This window comes from Luteibacter sp. HA06 (genome assembly GCF_054061215.1).
The window spans coordinates 1,306,282-1,325,711 of record NZ_JBSSDZ010000001.1 but is presented as its reverse complement, the minus strand read 5'-3'; the positions used below and the strand labels follow the sequence as shown (position 1 = coordinate 1,325,711).

Genomic DNA, 19,430 nt, shown 5'->3' with positions numbered 1-19,430 from the left:
CTCACGCACGCGTGCGTCATGCCTCGCTCCGGGGATTGCGGCGGTATTGCGAGCGTTCGTCTGCCTGGGCCTGCTCGCGGCGATCGTCCGACTTGCGTTCCTGCTCACGATATTTCGTAGTGACCGAGTCCAGCGCCTTCGCGCGACCCCGCGCATCCGTCCAAAGCCGGCGTGCGTGCTCCAGTGCCTGCTCGCGGCGCTGCACTTCACCCAGCTGCTGCACGATGGCCATGTCGATCTTCTGCAGGAACTGCTGCCGGTTGAGCAAGGCACTGATGCCGATGCCGTCGGGCATCTCGGCGTATTCGTTGCGGTATTTACGTAGCTCGACCAGCTGATGCTCGGCTTCGGCGAGTGCACGTTGCTGAGTGGCGAGCACGCGCAAGGCGTCCTCGGCCTTTTCTTCGGCCAGGTCGACGACGGGTTGCAGGCGGTCGGCGCGCGAGGGCATCAGCCGGCCTTCGTCGTATCAGCGAGGGCGGACTCGGCATCGGCGAGATTCACCGGCTCGTCGGTTTCCTGCTGAAGGAAGGCCGACAACCGTGGATAGAATGCAATCGCCTCGTCGGTACGTGGATCGCTGCCCTTCTGGTAGGCACCCACTGCGATGAGGTCGCGCTGCTGGCGGTACGCCGAGTAGACCTGGCGGAAGCGCTGGGCCGAGCGCATGTGCTCCTTGCTGACCACGGCCGGCATGACACGGCTGATCGACGCCTCGATGTCGATCGCCGGGTAATGACCGGCTTCGGCCAGGTCGCGCGACAGCACGATGTGGCCGTCGAGGATGGCCCGCGCCGCATCGGCAATCGGATCGTGGCGGTAGTCGTCGCCTTCGGTGAGCACGGTATAGAACGCCGTAATGGAGCCGCGACCTTCAGCGTCGTTACCGGCGCGCTCGACGAGTGCGGGAAGCATGGCGAACACGGACGGTGGATAGCCCTTCGTCGCCGGCGGTTCGCCGATGGCCAACGCGATTTCACGCTGTGCCTGCGCATAACGGGTGAGCGAGTCCATCAGCAGAAGCACACGCAGGCCCTGGTCACGAAAATGCTCGGCCACGGCGGTAGCGACCTGGGCACCGCGCAAGCGACTCAGTGGAGGCGCATCCGCCGGTGCGGCAACAACGACTGCACGACGGCGCCCTTCCTCGCCCAGCGTGTGGTCGACGAATTCCTTGACCTCGCGACCGCGCTCACCGATCAACCCGACCACGACGACGTCGGCATCGGTGAAGCGCGTCATCATGCCCATCAGCGTGGACTTACCCACACCGGAGCCTGCGAAGAGGCCGATACGCTGACCCCGGCCGACGGTGAGCAGGGAGTTGATGGCCCGCACCCCGACGTCGAGTGGCGTATCGATCGGCCGACGCATCATCGGATTGATGGGATCGCGGCGTAGTGGCGCACGCTCACGCGCCAGCAGCGGGCCGAGGCCATCCAGCGGCGCGCCATCGGGACCGATGACGCGACCGAGTAACGAATCACCGACGGGCACACCCGAGATAGCCGCTACCGGCGTCACGCGCGCATTGGGCAACACGCCGTGCATCTCGCCCGTGGGCATGAGCAGGAGACGGCCGTCGGAGAACCCGACTACCTCGGTCTCGAGCTGCCGGCCATCGGCACCCGCGACCATGCAGCGGGCACCCACCGGCGCTTCGCAGCCGACAGCCTCGAGCGTGAGCCCGACCACCCGGCGCAACTTGCCTTCGGCCTGCAAGGGACGAACGCGTTCGGCGCTTGCGCGCTGCGCGGCAAGGGATTCACGCCAGTGCGCGATGCGGGCGGCGGTGTGGCTCTCGGCAGTCACGAGGGATCGACCTGACCTTCGAGCACACTGTCGATCACGGCAGCCAGGCGGGTACGCACGCGCGCATCGAGCCGGGACTGCTCACTCTCCAGGCGCACGTCGCCCCGCTCCAGCGCGGCATCGTCCACCACGCTGCCGTCGTGTTCGGTACCGGTGCGGTGATCGCGAACGATCGCCGCATCGGCGGGATGCAGATGAATCTTGATATGGCGTGTGGCCGCTGGCAGCGCGTCGACCGCCTGACGGACTACGTCGAGGATCTTCTCCGGCTGCGTGGTGATCTCATAGCCCAGAACACGCTCGGCGATGATCGTGGCCAGCACAGCAAGGTCGGCGGCAACGTCGTGATCGAGTTCGGCGAACGGCCGCTCGACCGCAGCAAAGAGGGCATCCAGTCGCGCGACCTGTTCCGCCAGCTCTCGTGCGGCCATAGCGCGGCCTTCCGTCAGCCCCGCATTGAATCCTTCCTCGCGCGCCTGCCGCTCGATCGCCTCGATCTCCGCGACGGTAGGCCGACGTGGACCTTCGTCCTCGACGTCGGGGCGTGCGACATGCGGTTCCGGACCACCCACCACGGGCAGCTCCCAGCGTTCGAACTGGTCGAAGCGTTCGCGGGCGAGGATCGAGGTAAGACTCATCAGACGAATTCTTCCCCGCCACCGGCGAGATTGATCTGGCCGGCGTCAGCAAGACGACGCGCCGTAGCCAGCACTTCCTTCTGCGCCGCATCCACCTCGGAGAGGCGAACCGGACCCTTGACCTCGAGATCGTCGCGCAGCATGTCGGCGGCACGCTTGGACATATTGGCGAAGATCTTCTCGCGAATCGCGACTTCCGCACCCTTGAGCGCGGTGATGAGACGCGCCGACGGTACTTCGCGCAGCAAGGTCTGCATGCTGCGGTCGTCGAGATCGGCAAGATCGTCAAAGACGAACATGAGTTCTTCGATACGCTCGCCCAGGCCGGTGTCGATGCCACGAATGGAAGCCATCAGCTCGGCTTCGCGCGAGGTCTCCATCGCGTTGAGGATGTCCGCGGCCGCCTTGAGGCCACCGACACTGGCCGACTTCAGCTTGTTGGAGTTGCCGGAAAACTGGCGCTCCATGATTTCGTCGAGCTCGTTCAGCGCGTGCGGCTGCACGCCATCGAGCGTGGCGATGCGCATCACGACGTCGCTGCGCGTGCGCGCCGGCAGGTAGCCGATGACTTCAGCAGCCTGGTCGGCTTCGAGGTGAGCCATGACCAGCGCGATGATCTGCGGATGTTCCTGGCCGATCATTTCGGCGATGGCGCGGCTTTCCATCCACTTCAGCGATTCCAGGCCCTTGCTGCTGCGGCCGAGGAGAATGCGGTCGATAAGACCGCCCGCCTTGTTCTCGCCGAGCGCGTTGACCAGGATGCGGCGGATATATTCCTCGGTGCCGACGCCGATCGAGGTGTGCTGGCCGACGTCTTCCTGGAGTTTGGTAAGGACGGTCTCGACCTGCTCCTTGGAGACGTTCTTCAGCGCGGCCATGGCCGTACCGACGGCCTGCACGTCACGTGCGCCGAGGTGCTTGAGAATGGAGGCGGCGTCTTCCTCACCCAGGGTGAGCAAGAGGATCGCCGCGCGCTGCGCGCCCGTCAGGGCTTCTTTCTGTTCAAGCGCCATCGTCGGATACCCAGCTCTTCACGACTTGCGCAACCTGTTTGGGATTTTCGGCGGCCATGCGCTTGGCCAGGCCGACCTTCTGTTCATAGGCCAGCAGCGCGGGCGAACCCAGCTGCGGCGACGTGCTAACACGGTCCGGCGTCATGTCGTCGTCGTCGACCATGACCGACACGGTCGGCATCGGACCGGCGAGCGCCACATTGTTCATCGCCAGCGGCGCAGGCTTGAGCAGGCCCTTGAGGATAGGACGCAGGACAAAGAAGCCGACCAGCAGCGCGATCATCACGCCCATGCCCTGCTTGATCAGGTCGAGCATGCCCGGCCGCTCCCAGAAGGGCGTGGACTGCGGCTCGTCGTCCGCGATGGCGCCGCGAAAGGCTTCGTTGATGACACTGACGCTGTCACCGCGCGCGGCGCTGAAGCCGACGGCGTTCTTGGTCAATTCGGTGAGGCGGGCGATTTCTTCCGCCGAGAACGGCACGCTCTTGTTCTTGCCGTCTTTATCGGGCACCTGCTTGTTGTCGACGACGACGGCGACGGAGAGGCGCGCGACCTTGCCGGCAGGATCGGTAACGTGGCTGACCGTGCGATCGAGTTCGTAGTTGCGCGTGGCGCTATCGGTCTTCTGTGTCGGCGTCTGCGCGGTCTGCGTCGCGGCGTTCTGGCCGGCCTTGGCACCTGCGGCCCCACCCGCTGCAGGGTTCGCGGCGGTCGCGTTCGCGCCAGTGTTCGGCGGCTGATTGCTCAGCGCACCCGGTACGCCACCGTTGTTGGCAGCGTCGGTCCGCGTCTCGCTGTTGGTCTGCTCGCTGCGCAGCGCCGGGTTGTCGTGATTGAAGGTTTCGCTGGCTTTCTCGGTCTGCGAGAAATCGAGATCCGCGAAGACCTGAGCGCGCACCTTGCCGGCACCGACCAACGGCGTAAGCAGGTCTTCGACGCGCTGGGTGTACGTAGCTTCGATGCGGTTGGACAAACGAAGGCGGCTATCGCCGATGGCCGAGGCGCTATCCGGATCGCTCACCGTCAGGAGATTGCCGGCCTGGTCGATCACCGAGACCTGCCGCGTGTCGAGATCCGGCACGCTCGCGGCCACGAGGTGGACGATGGCGGCGACCTGGCCCTGGTCCATCTGACGACCGGGATACAGCGAAACCACGACCGAGGCACTGGCCGGTTTGTTGTCACGGACGAAGGCGGAAGGCTTGGGGAGCGCAAGGTGCACACGGGCCGCACGCACCGACTGCAAGCCGGCGATGGTGCTGGAGAGATCGTTCTCGAGCATGGACTGGTAGCGCGAACGCTCGGCCATGTCGCTCATGCCGAACGGCGAGTCTGCCTGCGGCACGGCACTGGCGGCACTGCCCTGGGGCAGGCCCTGCCCTGCGAGCTTGAGCCGCACGCCAGCGACGTCGGCAGCCGGGACGAAGATGGAGCTACCGTCGGCGCTGAGCGTGTAAGGCGTGTTTCCCGTCTGTAGTGCCTGGGTTACGGCGGCGGCGTCTTTCTGCTCCAGTCCACCGTAAAGCAGGCCGTAGTTCGGCGCCCGCGACCACATCACCGCGGCGATGCCGATGGCGACCGCACCGGCGATACCGGCCAGCATGAAAAGCTGACGCGCCGCCGGCGTCTGCGCCAGCGACTTCAACGAGTCCATGCGCTTGCCGTCGTTTTTGTCCGTGGTGGCTACGCCGTTATCTGCCATGGTTCGACTTCAGTCCTTTCGGGAGACGCATGCCGCTTAGAGCGACATGTTCATGATTTCTTTGTAGGCATCGACCATCTTGTTGCGCACTTCGGTCATGGCGCGAAACGAGAGGTCGGCTTTCTGACCCTGGATCATCACCTGCGCCAGATCGATGCCGGGATCCCCTCGCTCGAATCCGGCGGCCATCTGGCCCGCCTTCTCCTGGGTCTTGGCCACGCCGTCGATGGACTGCTTGAGCAGATCACCGAAGGAGCTCTTCTCGGTGCCGGCCGCCTCGCCCACGCCACGTATGGCGGGCATCTCGGTCTGCGCGCTGATGCGGCGCATCTGGAGCAGGAGGCTGTTGACATCGATGGTGGTCATGACGGTTTTCCAACGCGTTATCGGCTTAATGACACTCGATGCACGAGCTATGCCAACCGAACACGTTTGTGACGCAGGCGATCAGCCCACCTGCGCCGTCTCGGACAAACCGTACTTGCGCAGCTTCTCGACCAGCGTCGTGCGCTGCACGCGAAGCAGCTTGGCCGCATGGGCGACAACACCGTTGGCTGAATTCAACGCCTGACGAATCAGCCCGATCTCGATACCGGCAAGGTGATCCTTGAGGTCGAGGCCACCAAGCGGGAGCACCGCGGGGTCCCCTTCGCTGAAGCTGAAGCTTTCCGTCACCGGCTCCGGCTCGGCTTCCATCATGGCGATGAGGGCGGCACCGGATACTTCTTCCACCGGCTGCGCACCGCGATATTTTTCCGGCAGGTCCGCGGCGCGTACTTCGCCGTGCGGCATGAGGATGGCCATGCGCTCGACCAGATTCGACAGTTCGCGCACGTTGCCCGGCCAGGGATGCTGGCACAGCGCGTTCATGGCGCTGGGCGAGAAGCGGACGGACGACAGGCCACGCTGCACCAGGCGCTGATTGAACTCGGAGATCAGGGCCGGCAGGTCTTCCAGGCGCTGGCCCAGGGCCGGCATCTCGAGGGGGAACACGCTCAGGCGATAGAAGAGGTCTTCGCGGAAGCCGCCGCGCTCGATCGCCGACTCGAGATCACGATGCGTGGCCGCGATGATGCGCACGTCGCAGCGCTGCGCGCGGTTACCACCGACGCGCTCGAAGACGCGCTCCTGCAACACGCGGAGCAGCTTGACCTGCATCGGCAGGCTCATGTCGCCGATCTCGTCGAGGAACAGCGTGCCGCCCTCGGCCATCTCGAAGCGGCCCTTGCGGGTGCTGATGGCGCCGGTGAAGGCACCCTTTTCGTGGCCGAACAACTCGCTTTCGAGCAGTTCGGCGGGAATGGCGCCGCAGTTGATCGCGACGAACGGCTTGTCCCTGCGCGGCGAGCAATCGTGGATGGTGCGGGCGACCAACTCCTTGCCGCTGCCGGACTCACCGAGCACCAGCACACTGGAATCGAACGGAGCCACCTGGCGGATCAGCGCGTTGACACGCTGCATCGGGCCGGACTGGCCGACGAGACGGCGGCTGGACGGGGTCGGCTCGACACGCGAATGCAGCGCGCGGAGGGCTTCGGAGAGACGCTCGTAACGCAGCGGCACGTCGATCAACTCGATGTTCTGGCTGCGGGCATCGTCGCCGGCGATCAGGGGCGTGGCCATCGGGGAGTCGGCGGCGATCAGTAGCGGCAGGTTACGGCCGTGGCGACCGAGGCTGGCCAGGTAGCCTTCCAGTTCGATCTCGTCTTCCACCGTGCCGACGAAGGCACCGCGCCAGCTCTCGCTCGCGTCGAGCGTCGACATGCGACTCGCCAGGACCGGACGGTAGCCCAGGAAGGCCAGCGCGGACATGACGTTGTCGGCGCGAGCGGCGTCGGATTCGATGACCAGAAAGTTGGAAGACTTCACCTGAAATACCTCACGTTGCGTGTGATCGAAGGGCCGGAGCAGGGTTCGCGGTGGAATCCCGTCGGCTTCGTTGCAAGGTATCAATCAAGGAGCGTGCCAACGCCGGAATTCCGGCGCCTCGCGGCAAGAACTCACGCTCTGTCGCGGCCTCCCCCACTGTGAAGAAAACCTTTTCGGCAAGTGTGGGCGGCGTGAAGACGGCCCTGAGCGTCAACGCTGACGACACGCGTCACGAATGTGACGCAGGGCGCCACGCGACGTTCAAACGTCACGTGACGTAAAATGTCACTTCACCCTTCCGAGGGTTCTTGCGGGCGGACGTGCGCCCTGGCCTCGGCGATCTGGCGCCGGTGCTGGCGGAAAACCAGCCGTTCGATGCCGTCGCGGACGGGCTCGGTAAGTCCCTCGAAGCCAAGAAATCCCTTGCCGTCCGTCGGACCGGCGAGGCGAACGCCTGGCAGCTCCAGAGGTAACGCCCGGCAGGCGTCGAAGTGGATCTTCAGCAGGGCTGTCTGGCCGACCGGCGGGAGGCCGTCCCAGGGCAACACAGCCCCGGAGGCATTGAAGCGGAGGGCGATGCGCGGTGGCAGGCCCGATTGCGGCAGCAGCAGGCGGTTGACGATCTCCATCAAGACGTTGAGCTTGGCGTCGAGCCTGGCAACTTCCTGGGTGAGCGGGCTGTCATCCTCGCTGGTGTCGCTGCGGCGGTCCATCAGGGCCGAGACCGCGACCAGCACGCTGGCGTTGCGATCGTTGATCAGCGCCAGCGCCGCGGCATCCGGGCGCGGGCCCGGCTCGCACGTGGCGTGGAAACGGGCGTCCCAGGCGACGCGTTCGGAGAATTCGACCCAGCCTTCGTCACTCATGCGTCCCGCCCCTGCCAGAGGATACGTCGGTCAGAACGAACTATACGCGGCGACGGCCCGGCGCACGCGCCGGGAGGCATCCCACGCCGCAGCCGCCTCGTCGCGCGCCGCGGACACGAGGTCTTTGATCAGGCCGTCGGTCAGCATGATCGCCTTGAGCGACTCGATGGATTCCGGGGTGTCGCGCATGCTGCCGCTGCGGATGACCGGCTCGCGCTCGGCTTCCAGGGCGGCAAGGTCGTCCCATTGAGATTCGCTCGCGGCGGCGTGCATCGCCTCGGTGAGGCTGAGCACGCGGTCGAGGTCACACCAGACGGTGTCGTTCACGCCCCGGTCCCGGCAGCCTGACGGGCCTCGGCCGGAATGGCGACCCAGCTTTCGCGGATCTGGCCAAGCAGGCTGCTGACTTCGTCCAGCGCGGAGATATCGTTGTGCAGGTTGGCGTGGAGCAGCCGGCGGCTCATGTAGTCGTACAGGCTGTCCAGCTGGCCGACGAGCGGCGTTTCGACGTTGTGGTTCAGCCCACCCTGCAGCGCACCGACGATTTCGATCGCTTTGGAGATCGCCTCGCCCTTGCCAGCGACGTTGCCGTTGACCGTGCAGCCGCGTGCGAAACGGATGCGCTCAAGGGCGCCATCCATGAGCATGGTGACCAGGCCGTGCGGGTCGGCGGTTTCGACGCCGCCACCGGTACGGACCTGCTGGTAGGCGCCTGCGCCCTGGGAATATCCGAGTGCCATTAGTTTGTCCTGGGGTGTCCGGTCAGCTCTTCGAGGCAGTCAGCGAATCGAACTGCTGCTGGAGGAAGCTGCTCGTACTGCTCAGCTTGGTCATCATGGTGTCGAGCGCGGTGTACTGCGTGGTCAGCCGCGTCGTGTAGGCCTGGATGGTGACCTCGTAGTCACTCTGCTGCTGCGCGATGTCCTTGGCTTTTTGGTTCAGGTTGGTCGTGCGCTCAGTCAGGATGCCGCTGGACGAGGTCCAGCTGGTAATCATGGCGTCGAGCTTCGGCGCGATGCCGTTCGTGCCGCTGAGCAGGTTCTGCGTGGCCTTCGGGTTGGACGCGAGCGCTGAGGTCAGCTTGGTCGGGTCGAAGGCCAGCGTGCCGTCCACCTGAAAAGACACGCCGAGGTTGCTCAGCGAGGTGGGACCCGGGGCGTTGCTCGAAAGCTGGGAGCCGATAAGGCTGGTCACCTGACTCTTGAGCGATGTCACGGTGGCATCGCCGATCAGCGCGCCGACCTCGTTGGTGGTCGAGTCGTACTTGGTCAGCGACTGGTACGTGGACACGAACGCGTTATAGGAGGTCACCAGGCTCTGCAGGGCCCCGGACACCGCCGACGGATCGTTGGCGATCGTAAGCGAGCTGGAGCCAACCTTCGACAGGGTGAGCGTCACGCCGTCGATCGCCCCGGCGACCGAGTTGGTCGTGCTGGTAGCGGGCGTGCCGTCGATGGTGAAGGCGGCATCCTGTGCCTTGGTCGTCGCCGTGTCCGTGGCCGGATCGAAGTCGAGCTTGGACAGGTTACCGTCGCCCCCACTGGTAGTCACCGTGAAGGCATTCGCCGCGCCGGTAGCCGTGGACGTCAACACGAGATGCGCGCCGTCCGTACCGGTGACAATACTGGCAGTAACGCCAGGATTGTCCGAGGACTTGTTAATGGAATCCCGGATGTTCTGCAATGAATTCGCGCCGGTCGCGACATTCAGGTTCATCGACTTGCCGCCGATGGAGATCGTGAGCGAACCCGTGCCAGCCGCGGACGTCGCGTCGGTAAAGCCCGCGGAGGTCGTCTTCTGCACGGTGGCCAGCTGGCTGACCACGATGTTGTAGTCGTTCGGCTGGGCGGTAGCGTCGGCACTCGCGCCGATGATGGTCGAGTCGCCGACCGAGGTCTTCTGCGTGCTGAACGCGGAACCGTCGGTGAGCGCCTTGATCGCGTTCTGCAAACTCGTCAGGGACGACGTGAAGTTGCCGATCGCGGAAACCTGGGTGGTATTGGCCGTGGCCTGATCGGCCAGCGCTTTGTCCGTCGCCGCGCGCTTGTTAGCAACGAGGTTGGTGACGATCGACGCGACGTCGATTGAGCTGGAACCGAGTGTGATGGGGGTCGTGGCCATGAAGCTCTCCTGGTGGACGCCTCACTGCCCTGGGCGCCAATTTGTCGACGGCTGGCCCCCTTGCGAGGACCAGCCGCGGACAACTAAGCAATTACCCTGCCAAGGCTGTTACTGGAGCAGCTTGGTGACGATCTGCTGGCTCTGGTTGGCCTGGGCGAGGACCGAGACGCCGGCCTGCTGCAGGATCTGAGCCGAGGACATGTTCGCCGTTTCCTGAGCGAAGTCGGCGTCGGTGATGGCCGACTTCGACGAGGTCAGGTTCTGCGAGATGTTCTGCAGGTTGGAGATGGTCGAATCGAAGCGGTTCTGCACCGCGCCGAGGGTGGAACGCAGGCTGGAGACCGACTGCAGGGCGGCATCGATGCGATTGATCGTGTCGTTCGCGCCGTCGACCGTCTTCACGCTGGAGTCGGCCAGGGTCTGCGTCGTGCTGACCTTGTCGTCCTGGGTGGTGATGCCGAGGGCCGTGGCACCCGCACCGGTCGCCGTGATGGAGATTTCGGAAGCCGACGAGAACTTCAGCGAGCCGTCCGTCGAGACGTAGGCATTGATGCCCTTGCCCGACTTCGAGTTGATCGCGTCAGCCACGTCCTGCTCGGACTTGAACGAACCGACGAGGTCGAACGACTGGCCGCCGACCGTGAAGGAGGCTTCGCCCGCCTTGAGGTCGATGCTGGTCGCGGTCTTGGCGACAGCAGCGGTCGAGGCGCCAGAGGTGGATACGGCGATAGCCGTCGCCGGGAGGCCAAGCGTCGCCTGAGCGGCGCCGCCGAACGTGATGGTGTTGGTCGCGTCAGCCGTGACCTTCAGCTCACCGGTCGTGCCGTCAACCGAGGCGACACTGGAGCCAGCAGCCTTGTTGATCGCCGTGGCCAGGTCAGAAACACTGCCATAGTTGCCAGCGGCAACATTCACCGCAGTACCAGCGCCGAGTTTGATCGTCAGGTCGCCGGTGCCGAGCGTCAGGCCCTTCGGGAAGGTGGCGGCGGCGAGCGAACCCGTGGCCAGCTGGCCGACCTGGTTGGCCTTCATGCCGCTGTTGAGGTTGACGTTGATGACTTCACCGACGTTCGCGCCGACCTGGAAGCTGAGGTTCTGGGCGGAGCCGTCCAGGACCTTCATGCCGTTGAAGTTGGTCTGCGTGGCGATACGGGTGACTTCCGACAGACGCTGCTGCACTTCGGCGTCGAGGGCCGAGCGGTCGCTGTCCGAGTTGGAAGCGTTGGTCGACTGAACGGCCAGCTCGCGGATGCGCTGCAGGTTGTTCGTGACTTCGTCGAGGGCCGATTCGGTCGTCTGCGACAGCGAGATACCGTCGTTGGCGTTCTGCACGGCGCGGTTGAGGCCGTTGATCTGGGTGGTCATGCGGGTCGAAATGGCGAGGCCGGCGGCGTCGTCCTTCGCGCTGTTGATGCGGTTACCCGACGACAGACGCTCAATGGCCGAGGCGAGCTTCGTCTGCGAAGCGCCCAGGTTACGCTGAGCGTTCAGCGACATGATGTTGGTGTTGATGGTCAGAGCCATGGGAATAATCCTTTGTAAGCGGAACCGAAATGCCGGAGGTTGTGCGGCGTAGTCCGGCGGGGTTCCGTAATGGAAGCCTTCCGCCTCAGAGAGGTTTACGGCACGCCGGGGAGAAACTTGAGAACTTTTTCTGCCTGTCAACAACTTTCTTGATCAGGGTCCGGAAGAAACTGCGCCCCAGGCTCTGTCGGGTTCCTTATCGGCACTTCGGGCCGCAGGTTTAGGCCTGATTTTGAGGGAAGAGCTCGCCGATGAATCGGCTCCTGCAAAAAGCGAAGGCGGCCTTGCGGCCGCCTCGGTGTTTCACAGCCATCGCCGCTGAAGCGGCTCCCACATCTCTAGCGCTTACTTCAGATAATTGAACAGCGACAGGTTCTGCATCTTTACGTACGACTGCTGGGCAGCGTCGAGGGCCGCCTGCTGCTGCGAGAACTTGCTCGCCGCACTGGCGACGTCGAGTTCGGTCAGGTCGGACAACGTGCTGGAATACTGCAGCGAGGTATCGGCACTGATCTGCGTCTGCTGATCGAGGATGTTCATGCGCGCGCCGATCTTCGTGCGCGTATCGGTGAAGCTCGTCTGTGCCTGGTCGAGGTTCTGCAACTGCGCATTGAGCTGGTTGCTCATGCCCGTACCGCCGCCCGGCGTTTCGAAGGCGTTGATGATGCCCGCCACGGTCGAGAAGACATCCTGCGACGACGACGGTCCGACGGCAAAGGAATCGCCGGCAGCCGGCGTGCCCGTCACGTTGAGCTGCGCACCCTTGAAGTTGATCGTGCCGCTATCGCCGGAGTACGTGCCCGTCGAGAGCGCCGGACCCGCGGGGTTCGTGGCGTCGTGTATTTCGTAGGTAGTCGCCGAGGTGAAATTGACGGTATAGCTACCGCCGTCCCACTGCGACGCATCCGTCACCGACGTGGCACCCACGACCGCAGTACCCGTATTGGTCGCACCCGCAGATGTCACGAAGGTGCCGTTACCACCGCGAATCGACATAAACACGTCGGACCCGCTGTCACCCGTCGCCACCTGCAAGCCTGCCGCCGCCGCGACCATGCGCTGGTTCTGGTCGCCGCCGTAACTCACACTCAGGTCGGACTGGGTGAACGGCTGGGTGGATGTACGACTGCCGGCGAAGATGTACTCGCCCTGCCCGTCCTTGGTGTTACCCAACGATACGAGCTGGCCCAGCGTCTGCCGCAGCTCGGTAGCGATCGACTGCCGCGACTCATCGGTCTGCGTGCCGTTCATGCCTTCCAGCGTGAGCGTGCGAATACGATCGAGAATGTCGCTGGCGGAGGAAATGGTGCTCTCCTCGGCGGAAAGCTTGGTGTTCGCCGACTGGATATTGCGCGTGTACTGGTCGTTCTGCGCGCTGGCCGAACTCACGTCGATCGCGCGAGCGGCTGCGGCGGGGTTGTCCGCGGGCGTCTGGATGGCCTTGCCATTGCCGAGCGCGAGCTGCGTCTGCGACAGGTCGTACTGGCGATCCAGCATGGTGTTGACCGACTGCTGCGCGCTCCAGGATGTCGAGATACGCATTAGGTGCCCTGCACTGCGGAGAGGAGAGAATTGAAGATCGTGTTGGCGGTATTGATCACCTGCGCCGACGCTGCGTATGACTGCTGGAAGCGCAGGAGGTTGGCCGCTTCTTCGTCCATGTTCACGCCGGACAGGCTCTGCTGTGACGCCGTCGCCTGGTCGAGGATGCTCTGCTGCGCCGTCAGTGCCGTGTTCGCCTGCGCACCCGCCGTACCCACCTGGGCGATCAGCTGGCTATAGGACTTGCCCACCGTGGTGACGCCGTTGTCGAGCACGCCCTTCGTGGCCACGTTCGCCATCGCAAGTGCATTGCCGTTGTCACCGCTGGCCGAACCCGCCGGTTTTACGGAGAACGTATCGTTAGCGGCAGGTGCACCGGTTAGCTTTAGCGTCCAGCCCGGCCCGGTGATGGTGTCGCCATCGGCGTAAGCCTGCGGGGCGCCGCCATTGATGGAATAGCTGGTCGGCGAGGTGAAGGTAATCGTGGCCGGGGTATTGAACGCCGGGTTGGTGACGTCCGTGACCGTAAGATTGCCGAGCACGCCCTTGCCGGTGTTGCCTGCACCCTTGGTCGCGGCGAGCGGACCCGACGCCGCGATCTTGTTGGTGTCGCTGATCGCAACGGACATCGTGGACGCCGCATTGCGCGTCGGCTGAATCTGGAAGCTGTCGCCCGCGGCAGCACCAGCGCCCACGGTGACGCTGATGCCGCCGATCACAAACGGGCTCGCGGCCGTGCCAGCGCCCGTCATGGGGACACTGACACCCGCCGTCGTCGTCGCGGACCAGTTCGTACCGTCGAATCGCATGATGTAGTCGGACGCATCTAGCTTCGACACGTCGCTGACCGTGGCCGATACCGTGCCCGTACCCGTGTTCGACGTATTGTTGAACACGGCGGGGTCGGAAATGCTGAAGAAATCGCCGCCCGCGGCGCCATTCAGGTCGATGCCCTGCGCGCTCTGCTTGTTGAAGGCATCCGTCATGGCGATGGCCGCGCGGCCCAGCTGGTTACGCGCCGGGTCCAGCACGTTGGTGCGGAAGTCGAAGGTCGCACCGAGCGATCCCGAGCCGAGCTGGTTGCTGATGACCGAACCGCCGGGGCCGACCACTTCCAGGCGCGAGGCATCGTACTGGTTGCTGGCCGTGCTAAGCGTGGTGGCATTGGTGCCGCTGACCAACGGCTGCCCGTTTCCCACCGACACCGTATACATGTGGTCGCTGTTCTGAGTGACGTTTACCCCAACCACCTGCGACAGCTGCGACACAGCCTGGTCGCGTGCATCGAGCAGGTCGTTCGGCGCCGCGCCGCCCGCATAGGCCTTCTGAATCTGTCCGTTCAGATCGGCGATGCTCTTGGCCAGCGAGTTGATGCTGTCGACGGCAGCGCTGATCTGCTGGTTGGTCTGCTGGTCCAGCTGTTGGAACTGGGACGACAGCGACTTGAACGTCGCGACCAGTGTGTTGGCCTTGCCGATCATGGCCTGGCGGCTGGCGGTGTCGATCGGCGCGTTAGCCACGTCGCTCACCGAGCCGAAGAATCCGTCGAGTGCCGTCTGCAGGTTTGCCGAGCCGCTCACGGCGTTGTTCACCGAAGCGGTGAGATTGGCATACTGCGATGCGCGACTCTGCCCCGAGCTCGCCGACCACACCGACTGGGTCAGGAACTGGCTGTACGCGCGCTGCACGCTGATCGCATCGGCGCCCTGGCCGACGTAATAGCCGCCACTGAATTCGGGCGTACGCGCGTTGAATGTCGTCGTCTGCCGCGTGTAACCCGCGGTATTGACGTTGCTGATGTTGTGACCAACGGTGGACAGGCCCACTTGCGAGGCAAGTAGCCCGGATACACCGGTGGAGAGCAGATCGGCCATCGTCTATTCCTTCGTTTAACTCTTCATGGGCCCGTGCTTACAGATCGCCGGCGACTTGCTTGAGCGCTGCAAGCGCCTGCTTCATCACTGGCCCGTTGGCGATATCGGTGAGTTTCTGCGCGTAACTCGGGTCGGTGGCGTAACCGCCGCTGGTGAGTGCCTTCGCAAAACCGGCGATATCATCGCCACGGCCGACAGCATTCGCGTAACGCGGGCTGCTGGCGACCATGTTTGCGTAATCCTTGAACGAGTCCGACGGTGAATCGTACGCACGGAACGCATCCTTCTTGCGCACGGCCACGCCGTTCTCGTATTCGAGCGTCGGGACGTTGACACGCTTGCCGTCCCAGCTGCTGCCGGCCTTGATGCCGAACATGTTGTTGCTCGCCGTCGTGCCCTGCGCCGGCATGTGCTTGCCCCAGCCCGTTTCGAGGGCGGCCTGGGCGAGCAGTGCGCGCACGGAAACACCCAGCTTCTTCGCCGCCTCGATCGCGTGCGGCGCGAGCTTCTGCACGAAGTCTTCGGGGCTCGAGATGGACATCTTGCCGACCGCGTTGGCCACGGCGTTTGCGCCGTCGCCCACCGCCTGGCCTGCCTTGCCAAGCATGCGCTCGAGCGAGTCCATGAGGCCGCTGTCCTGGTCCGACTTGGAAGACACGGCATCCGCCGTGCTGGCGTCACCGGTCACGCCGGTGAACAGGCCGTTGTCGGCCGAGTCGGACTTCACGGACGGCGTACCGCCGAGCTGCCGCATCAGCATGTCGGCGATGCCGATGCCCTTACCCTGCGAGAGGGTCACCGAAAGCTGGTGGTCGAACATGTCACGGTAGGAGTTGGCTGCCTGCGAACCCATCATGTCGTCGCCCATCGCGGAACTGGCGTCGCGCATGGACTTCAACATCATCTGGGTGAAGATCGATTCGAACTGTTTTGCGACGGCAGGTAGTGCCGACTTGGAGTTCTGCTGTGCAGCCGCGCGCAGTCCGGCAAACCCGGACATGTCCGAGTAAGTGCCAAGCTTCTGTGCGTCGACCGTGTTAGCCATGTCAGATGACCACCAGTTCCGCGTGCAGCGCGCCCGATTCCTTCAGGGCCTGCAGGATCGAGATGAGATCGCTCGGCGAGGCGCCGACCTGGTTCACGGCGCGCACGATGGCGTCGAGGCTGGTGCCCGGGCCGAACTTGAACATGTGGCCGCCATCTTCGCTCACAGCGACCTGGCTGCTCGGCACGACGGCCGTCTGTCCACGCGAGAACGCGTTGGGCTGGCTGACCTGCGGCTGCTCGCTGATCGTGACCTGGATGGAACCGTGGGCGACGGCGGCCGCGCCAACCTTGACGTCGGAACCGATCACGACCGTACCGGTACGCGAGTTCACGATGATGCGCGCCGGCGCATCGCCCGGGGTGACTTCCAGGGACTGGATGGTCGACAACCACGCGACACGCTGCGACGGATCCAGGGGTGCGCGTACGGCAACCGAGCCCGAATCCATGGCATTAGCCGTACCCGAGCCAAAATTGTGGTTGACCGCTTCGGCGATACGCGCGGCGGTGGTGAAGTCGGCGGTATTGAGGTTGAGCATGAGGTCGCCGCCCTTGTCGAACGACGAAGCCACGCTGCGTTCGATGCTGGCACCGCCAGGGATGCGACCACTCGCGGAAATGTTCACCTGCACGCTGGAGCCGCTCTTGCCCTGCGCGCTCACGCCACCGACGATGACGCTGCCCTGGGCGATCGCGTAGATGTGTGCCGTCGGCACCCTTCAGCGGCGACATGAGGAGTTCGCCGCCGCGGATGCTCTTCGCATTACCGATTGAAGCGACGGTCACGTCGATGCGCTGGCCCGGCTTGGCGAATGGCGGCAACTCGGCGGTGATCGTGACGGCCGCGGCATTCTTCAGCTGCGGACGCACGTTCGCCGGCACAGTCACGCCGAACTGCTGGAGCATGTTCTCCAGGCTCTGCGTGGTAAAGGGAGCCTGGCTGGTCTGGTCACCGCTGCCGTCGAGGCCGACGACGAGACCGTAGCCAATCAGCTGATTGGTGCGCACGCCGCCAACCTGGACCAGGTCGCGAATGCGATCGGCCTGTGCCGGAGCGATGGCACCCAGGGCCAGCACGGCCACGGCCGTGCGGACGACACTGCGAAAACGGAGTGCGAAGGTCTTCATCAGAACGGCATCCACTTCGAGTCGAAGAAGCGCGACAACCAGCCGCGCGTGTTCGAATCGGCCAGCGTGCCCTTACCCACGTACTCGATGCGCGCGTCGGCGACGCGGCTGGACGGCACGATGTTGTCGTTGCCGATGTCCTGGGCACGAACGATGCCGGAGATACGCACCAGTTCTTCGCCCTGGTTGATGGTCAGCCACTTCTCGCCGCGCACGATAAGCGCGCCATTGGACAGGCGCTGCGCCACCGTCACGGTGATCTGGCCGGTCAGCGCGTTGCTCTGGCTGGACGAGCCATCGCCGGCGAACGAGTTGTCGCTTTCGAGCGTGCTGTTCGCCGTGTTGCCGCCGATCTTCAGCCCATGGCCGAGGATCGTGGGAGCGGTGATGTTGTTGCCGTTCTTCTTGCTGGTCGCGGTCGTGGCCTTCTTGCTGGCCTGCGTGCTTTCCACCAGCGAGATGGTCAGGATGTCGCCGACACGATGCGCGCGCGGATCGGAGAACAGCTCCAGCGAGGTCTGATCCGCGTAGATCGAGCCGGTCGCCTGCGGTGCGGCCGTCTGTTCCGGCGGCAACGTGGCCGTGTACATCGGCTTCGGCGTCGGCGGCACGATGGCGCAGCCTGTGAGGGCGGCGAACGGCAGCGCGGCGAGCAGGATGCGAGCGAAGGAACGATTCATGACGTGTCTCAGGTCTTGTTGGAGATGAACTGAAGCATCTGATCGGCCGTCGAGATCGCCTTCGAATTCATCTCGTAGGCGCGCTGGGTCTCGATCATGTTCACCATTTCCTCGACGACATTCACGTTGGACGCTTCGAGGGCATTCTGGTCGAGGGTGCCGAGGCCGTTGAGGCCGGCGGTGCCCGTTTGCGGAGCGCCGCTGGCCGCGGTCTCCAGGTAGAGATTGTCGCCGCGCGGCTGCAGGCCGGCGGGATTGACGAAGTCGGCAAGCTGGATCGTGCCGATCTGCTGCGACGTCGCATTGGCGGCGGTGGTAACGCTCACCGTGCCGTCCTTGCCGATGGTGATCGCGCTGGCATTGGCCGGGATGGTGATGGACGGTTCGAGCGGATAGCCGTCGTTGGTGGTGATCTGGCCGTCCTGGTCGCGCTTGAGCGAACCGTCACGCGAATAGCCGACGGTGCCGTCCGGCAGGGTCACCTGCAGGAAGCCGCGGCCGTCGATGCGTACGTCGAGCGGGTTGTCGGTCTGCTGTGAGCCACCCTGGTCGAACATCTTCTGGGTGCCGACGACACGCACGCCGGTGCCCATCATGAAGCCGGTCGGTGACTGCGTCTGTTCGGTCGTCTGTGCACCGGCCTGGCCGCGGTTCTGGTAGGTCAGATCCTCGAACTCGGCGCGGGCCCGCTTGAAGCCCGTCGTGTTCGTATTGGCCAGGTTGTTCGAAACGACGTCCATGCGCGTCTGCTGCGCATCGAGGCCGGTCTTGGCGATCCAGAGGGACGAGAACATCGTTGACTCCTGCGCTTGGGCGCTTTACATGCCGGCGACGGAAATGCGTCGCGTGGCGGTGGTTAACCCACCTGTAGCAATTTCGATGCCGACTGGGCGTTGTCGTCGGCAGTCTTGATGGAACGGACCTGCATTTCGAACTCGCGGGACAGGGAAATCATCTTCACGAGGACGTCGGAAGGGTTGACGTTGCTCGATTCGATCGTGCCGGAGACCACCCGCACATCGGCGTCCGCCTGGGGCGTGCTGCCATCTTTCATGTGCATGAGGCTGTCGCTGCCGTAGGTCAGCTGGTCGTTGCCCGGGTTAACGAGCTTGATGCGGTCCGTGGTTGCGATCGTGGACGGCGATTCACCGAGGGGAACGACGGAAATCGTGCCGTCGGTGCCGATCTTCACGCTGGAGGCCTGCGGGATGGTGATGGGACCGCCCCCGCCGACCACGGCATTGCCGCGAGCGTCCGTCAACAAACCGTCGGCATTGATACGCAGGTTGCCGGCACGGGTATAACCCTCGTTGCCATCCGCACCCTGCACCGCAATCCAGCCGTCACCCTGCACCGAGATATCCAGATCGTTGCCGGTCTGCATCTGGGCGCCGGGGGTCGTGTCCCAACCCGTGCCCTGGGCCACGCCGTTGATGCGCGTCTGCATGCCGTCGCCCTGGACCGGCAGACTCTGGAACGCCGACAACTCCGACTTGAAGCCGGTGGTATTGGCATTGGCCAGGTTGTGTGCCACTTCGTCCTGCGCGCGCATGATCTGCGTGGCGCCGGTCATCGCGACATATACGGAGCGGTCCATGGCGGTATCCCTGTTCG

General features: G+C 64.6%; 18 protein-coding genes and 1 pseudogene. All 19 read right to left on the bottom strand.

Translation table 11 applies throughout. The annotated features are described in order from the left end of the window. Positions 1-16: 16 nt before the first annotated feature. The 19 genes and pseudogenes from fliJ to flgF all read right to left on the bottom strand — a co-directional run bounded on the left by fliJ (position 17) and on the right by flgF (position 19,413). Positions 17-451 carry a flagellar export protein FliJ gene (fliJ, locus tag ACVWWJ_RS05910; protein ID WP_456967084.1) on the bottom strand — a complete coding sequence of 145 codons (435 nt, stop codon included), beginning with the start codon at positions 449-451 and terminating at the stop codon, positions 17-19. Continuing rightward, positions 451-1,812, bottom strand: coding sequence for a flagellar protein export ATPase FliI (gene fliI, locus ACVWWJ_RS05905; protein ID WP_456967083.1), 1,362 nt, complete (start codon positions 1,810-1,812; stop codon positions 451-453). The genes fliJ and fliI overlap by 1 nt, the downstream gene beginning before the upstream one ends. Next, positions 1,809-2,450, bottom strand: coding sequence for a flagellar assembly protein FliH (locus ACVWWJ_RS05900; RefSeq protein WP_159893567.1), 642 nt, complete (start codon positions 2,448-2,450; stop codon positions 1,809-1,811). Before ACVWWJ_RS05900 ends, fliI begins: the two co-directional genes overlap by 4 nt. After that, positions 2,450-3,439, bottom strand: a complete 990-nt coding sequence (fliG, locus tag ACVWWJ_RS05895) for a flagellar motor switch protein FliG (RefSeq protein WP_456969666.1) — start codon at positions 3,437-3,439, stop codon at positions 2,450-2,452. Before fliG ends, ACVWWJ_RS05900 begins: the two co-directional genes overlap by 1 nt. 13 nt (positions 3,440-3,452) lie before the next feature. Further along, positions 3,453-5,165, bottom strand: coding sequence for a flagellar basal-body MS-ring/collar protein FliF (gene fliF, locus ACVWWJ_RS05890; RefSeq protein ID WP_456967082.1), 1,713 nt, complete (start codon positions 5,163-5,165; stop codon positions 3,453-3,455). Between the two features lie 36 nt (positions 5,166-5,201). Further along, positions 5,202-5,531: a flagellar hook-basal body complex protein FliE gene (gene fliE / locus ACVWWJ_RS05885; RefSeq protein ID WP_159893561.1), complete on the bottom strand. Its 330-nt coding sequence runs from the start codon at positions 5,529-5,531 to the stop codon at positions 5,202-5,204. A gap of 81 nt (positions 5,532-5,612) precedes the next feature. After that, entirely contained in the window at positions 5,613-7,034 is a 1,422-nt protein-coding gene (locus ACVWWJ_RS05880; RefSeq protein ID WP_159893559.1) for a sigma-54-dependent transcriptional regulator, read from the bottom strand. Positions 7,035-7,324: 290 nt separating this feature from the next. Next, positions 7,325-7,900: a PilZ domain-containing protein gene (locus ACVWWJ_RS05875; RefSeq protein ID WP_456967081.1), complete on the bottom strand. Its 576-nt coding sequence runs from the start codon at positions 7,898-7,900 to the stop codon at positions 7,325-7,327. Positions 7,901-7,930: 30 nt separating this feature from the next. Continuing rightward, the gene (locus tag ACVWWJ_RS05870; protein WP_159893555.1) at positions 7,931-8,227 is read right to left on the bottom strand and encodes a flagellar protein FliT; all 297 of its coding nucleotides are present in this window, start codon (positions 8,225-8,227) and stop codon (positions 7,931-7,933) included. Beyond that, positions 8,224-8,640, bottom strand: coding sequence for a flagellar export chaperone FliS (gene fliS, locus ACVWWJ_RS05865; RefSeq protein WP_159893553.1), 417 nt, complete (start codon positions 8,638-8,640; stop codon positions 8,224-8,226). The genes ACVWWJ_RS05870 and fliS overlap by 4 nt, the downstream gene beginning before the upstream one ends. Before the next feature lie 22 nt (positions 8,641-8,662). Continuing rightward, positions 8,663-10,021 (bottom strand): flagellar filament capping protein FliD, encoded by a 1,359-nt coding sequence (gene fliD, locus ACVWWJ_RS05860; RefSeq protein WP_456967080.1) that lies wholly within the window; start codon positions 10,019-10,021, stop codon positions 8,663-8,665. Positions 10,022-10,129: 108 nt separating this feature from the next. Then, the gene (locus ACVWWJ_RS05855) at positions 10,130-11,545 is read right to left on the bottom strand and encodes a flagellin N-terminal helical domain-containing protein (protein WP_159893549.1); all 1,416 of its coding nucleotides are present in this window, start codon (positions 11,543-11,545) and stop codon (positions 10,130-10,132) included. A 345-nt stretch (positions 11,546-11,890) separates the two neighbouring features. Then, a complete protein-coding gene (flgL, locus tag ACVWWJ_RS05850; RefSeq protein ID WP_159893547.1) occupies positions 11,891-13,087 on the bottom strand; it encodes a flagellar hook-associated protein FlgL in 1,197 nt (398 codons plus the stop codon). Continuing rightward, the gene (flgK, locus tag ACVWWJ_RS05845; RefSeq protein ID WP_159893545.1) at positions 13,087-14,961 is read right to left on the bottom strand and encodes a flagellar hook-associated protein FlgK; all 1,875 of its coding nucleotides are present in this window, start codon (positions 14,959-14,961) and stop codon (positions 13,087-13,089) included. The genes flgL and flgK overlap by 1 nt, the downstream gene beginning before the upstream one ends. A 37-nt stretch (positions 14,962-14,998) precedes the next feature. Further along, the gene (flgJ, locus tag ACVWWJ_RS05840) at positions 14,999-16,006 is read right to left on the bottom strand and encodes a flagellar assembly peptidoglycan hydrolase FlgJ (RefSeq protein ID WP_456967079.1); all 1,008 of its coding nucleotides are present in this window, start codon (positions 16,004-16,006) and stop codon (positions 14,999-15,001) included. A 1-nt stretch (position 16,007) separates the two neighbouring features. Beyond that, positions 16,008-17,136: pseudogene (locus tag ACVWWJ_RS05835) on the bottom strand (flagellar basal body P-ring protein FlgI). Then, on the bottom strand, positions 17,136-17,816 hold the full coding sequence (gene flgH / locus ACVWWJ_RS05830) for a flagellar basal body L-ring protein FlgH (RefSeq protein WP_159893539.1): 681 nt from the start codon (positions 17,814-17,816) through the stop codon (positions 17,136-17,138). Before flgH ends, ACVWWJ_RS05835 begins: the two are co-directional and overlap by 1 nt. Before the next feature lie 8 nt (positions 17,817-17,824). Continuing rightward, positions 17,825-18,610: a flagellar basal-body rod protein FlgG gene (gene flgG / locus ACVWWJ_RS05825; RefSeq protein WP_159893537.1), complete on the bottom strand. Its 786-nt coding sequence runs from the start codon at positions 18,608-18,610 to the stop codon at positions 17,825-17,827. Between the two features lie 62 nt (positions 18,611-18,672). After that, positions 18,673-19,413, bottom strand: a complete 741-nt coding sequence (gene flgF / locus ACVWWJ_RS05820) for a flagellar basal-body rod protein FlgF (protein WP_159893535.1) — start codon at positions 19,411-19,413, stop codon at positions 18,673-18,675. Positions 19,414-19,430 lie beyond the last annotated feature (17 nt).

Excerpts from the sequence above, each read along its gene's own strand:
- fliJ (WP_456967084.1), bottom strand. The coding sequence starts at position 451 with ATGCCCTCGCGCGCCGACCGCCTGCAACCCGTCGTCGACCTGGCCGAA.
- ACVWWJ_RS05900 (WP_159893567.1), bottom strand. The coding sequence starts at position 2,450 with ATGAGTCTTACCTCGATCCTCGCCCGCGAACGCTTCGACCAGTTCGAA.
- fliF (WP_456967082.1), bottom strand. The coding sequence starts at position 5,165 with ATGGCAGATAACGGCGTAGCCACCACGGACAAAAACGACGGCAAGCGC.
- fliE (WP_159893561.1), bottom strand. The coding sequence starts at position 5,531 with ATGACCACCATCGATGTCAACAGCCTCCTGCTCCAGATGCGCCGCATC.
- ACVWWJ_RS05875 (WP_456967081.1), bottom strand. The coding sequence starts at position 7,900 with ATGAGTGACGAAGGCTGGGTCGAATTCTCCGAACGCGTCGCCTGGGAC.
- fliS (WP_159893553.1), bottom strand. The coding sequence starts at position 8,640 with ATGGCACTCGGATATTCCCAGGGCGCAGGCGCCTACCAGCAGGTCCGT.
- fliD (WP_456967080.1), bottom strand. The coding sequence starts at position 10,021 with ATGGCCACGACCCCCATCACACTCGGTTCCAGCTCAATCGACGTCGCG.
- ACVWWJ_RS05855 (WP_159893549.1), bottom strand. The coding sequence starts at position 11,545 with ATGGCTCTGACCATCAACACCAACATCATGTCGCTGAACGCTCAGCGT.
- flgL (WP_159893547.1), bottom strand. The coding sequence starts at position 13,087 with ATGCGTATCTCGACATCCTGGAGCGCGCAGCAGTCGGTCAACACCATG.
- flgK (WP_159893545.1), bottom strand. The coding sequence starts at position 14,961 with ATGGCCGATCTGCTCTCCACCGGTGTATCCGGGCTACTTGCCTCGCAA.
- flgJ (WP_456967079.1), bottom strand. The coding sequence starts at position 16,006 with ATGGCTAACACGGTCGACGCACAGAAGCTTGGCACTTACTCGGACATG.
- flgH (WP_159893539.1), bottom strand. The coding sequence starts at position 17,816 with ATGAATCGTTCCTTCGCTCGCATCCTGCTCGCCGCGCTGCCGTTCGCC.
- flgG (WP_159893537.1), bottom strand. The coding sequence starts at position 18,610 with ATGTTCTCGTCCCTCTGGATCGCCAAGACCGGCCTCGATGCGCAGCAG.
- flgF (WP_159893535.1), bottom strand. The coding sequence starts at position 19,413 with ATGGACCGCTCCGTATATGTCGCGATGACCGGCGCCACGCAGATCATG.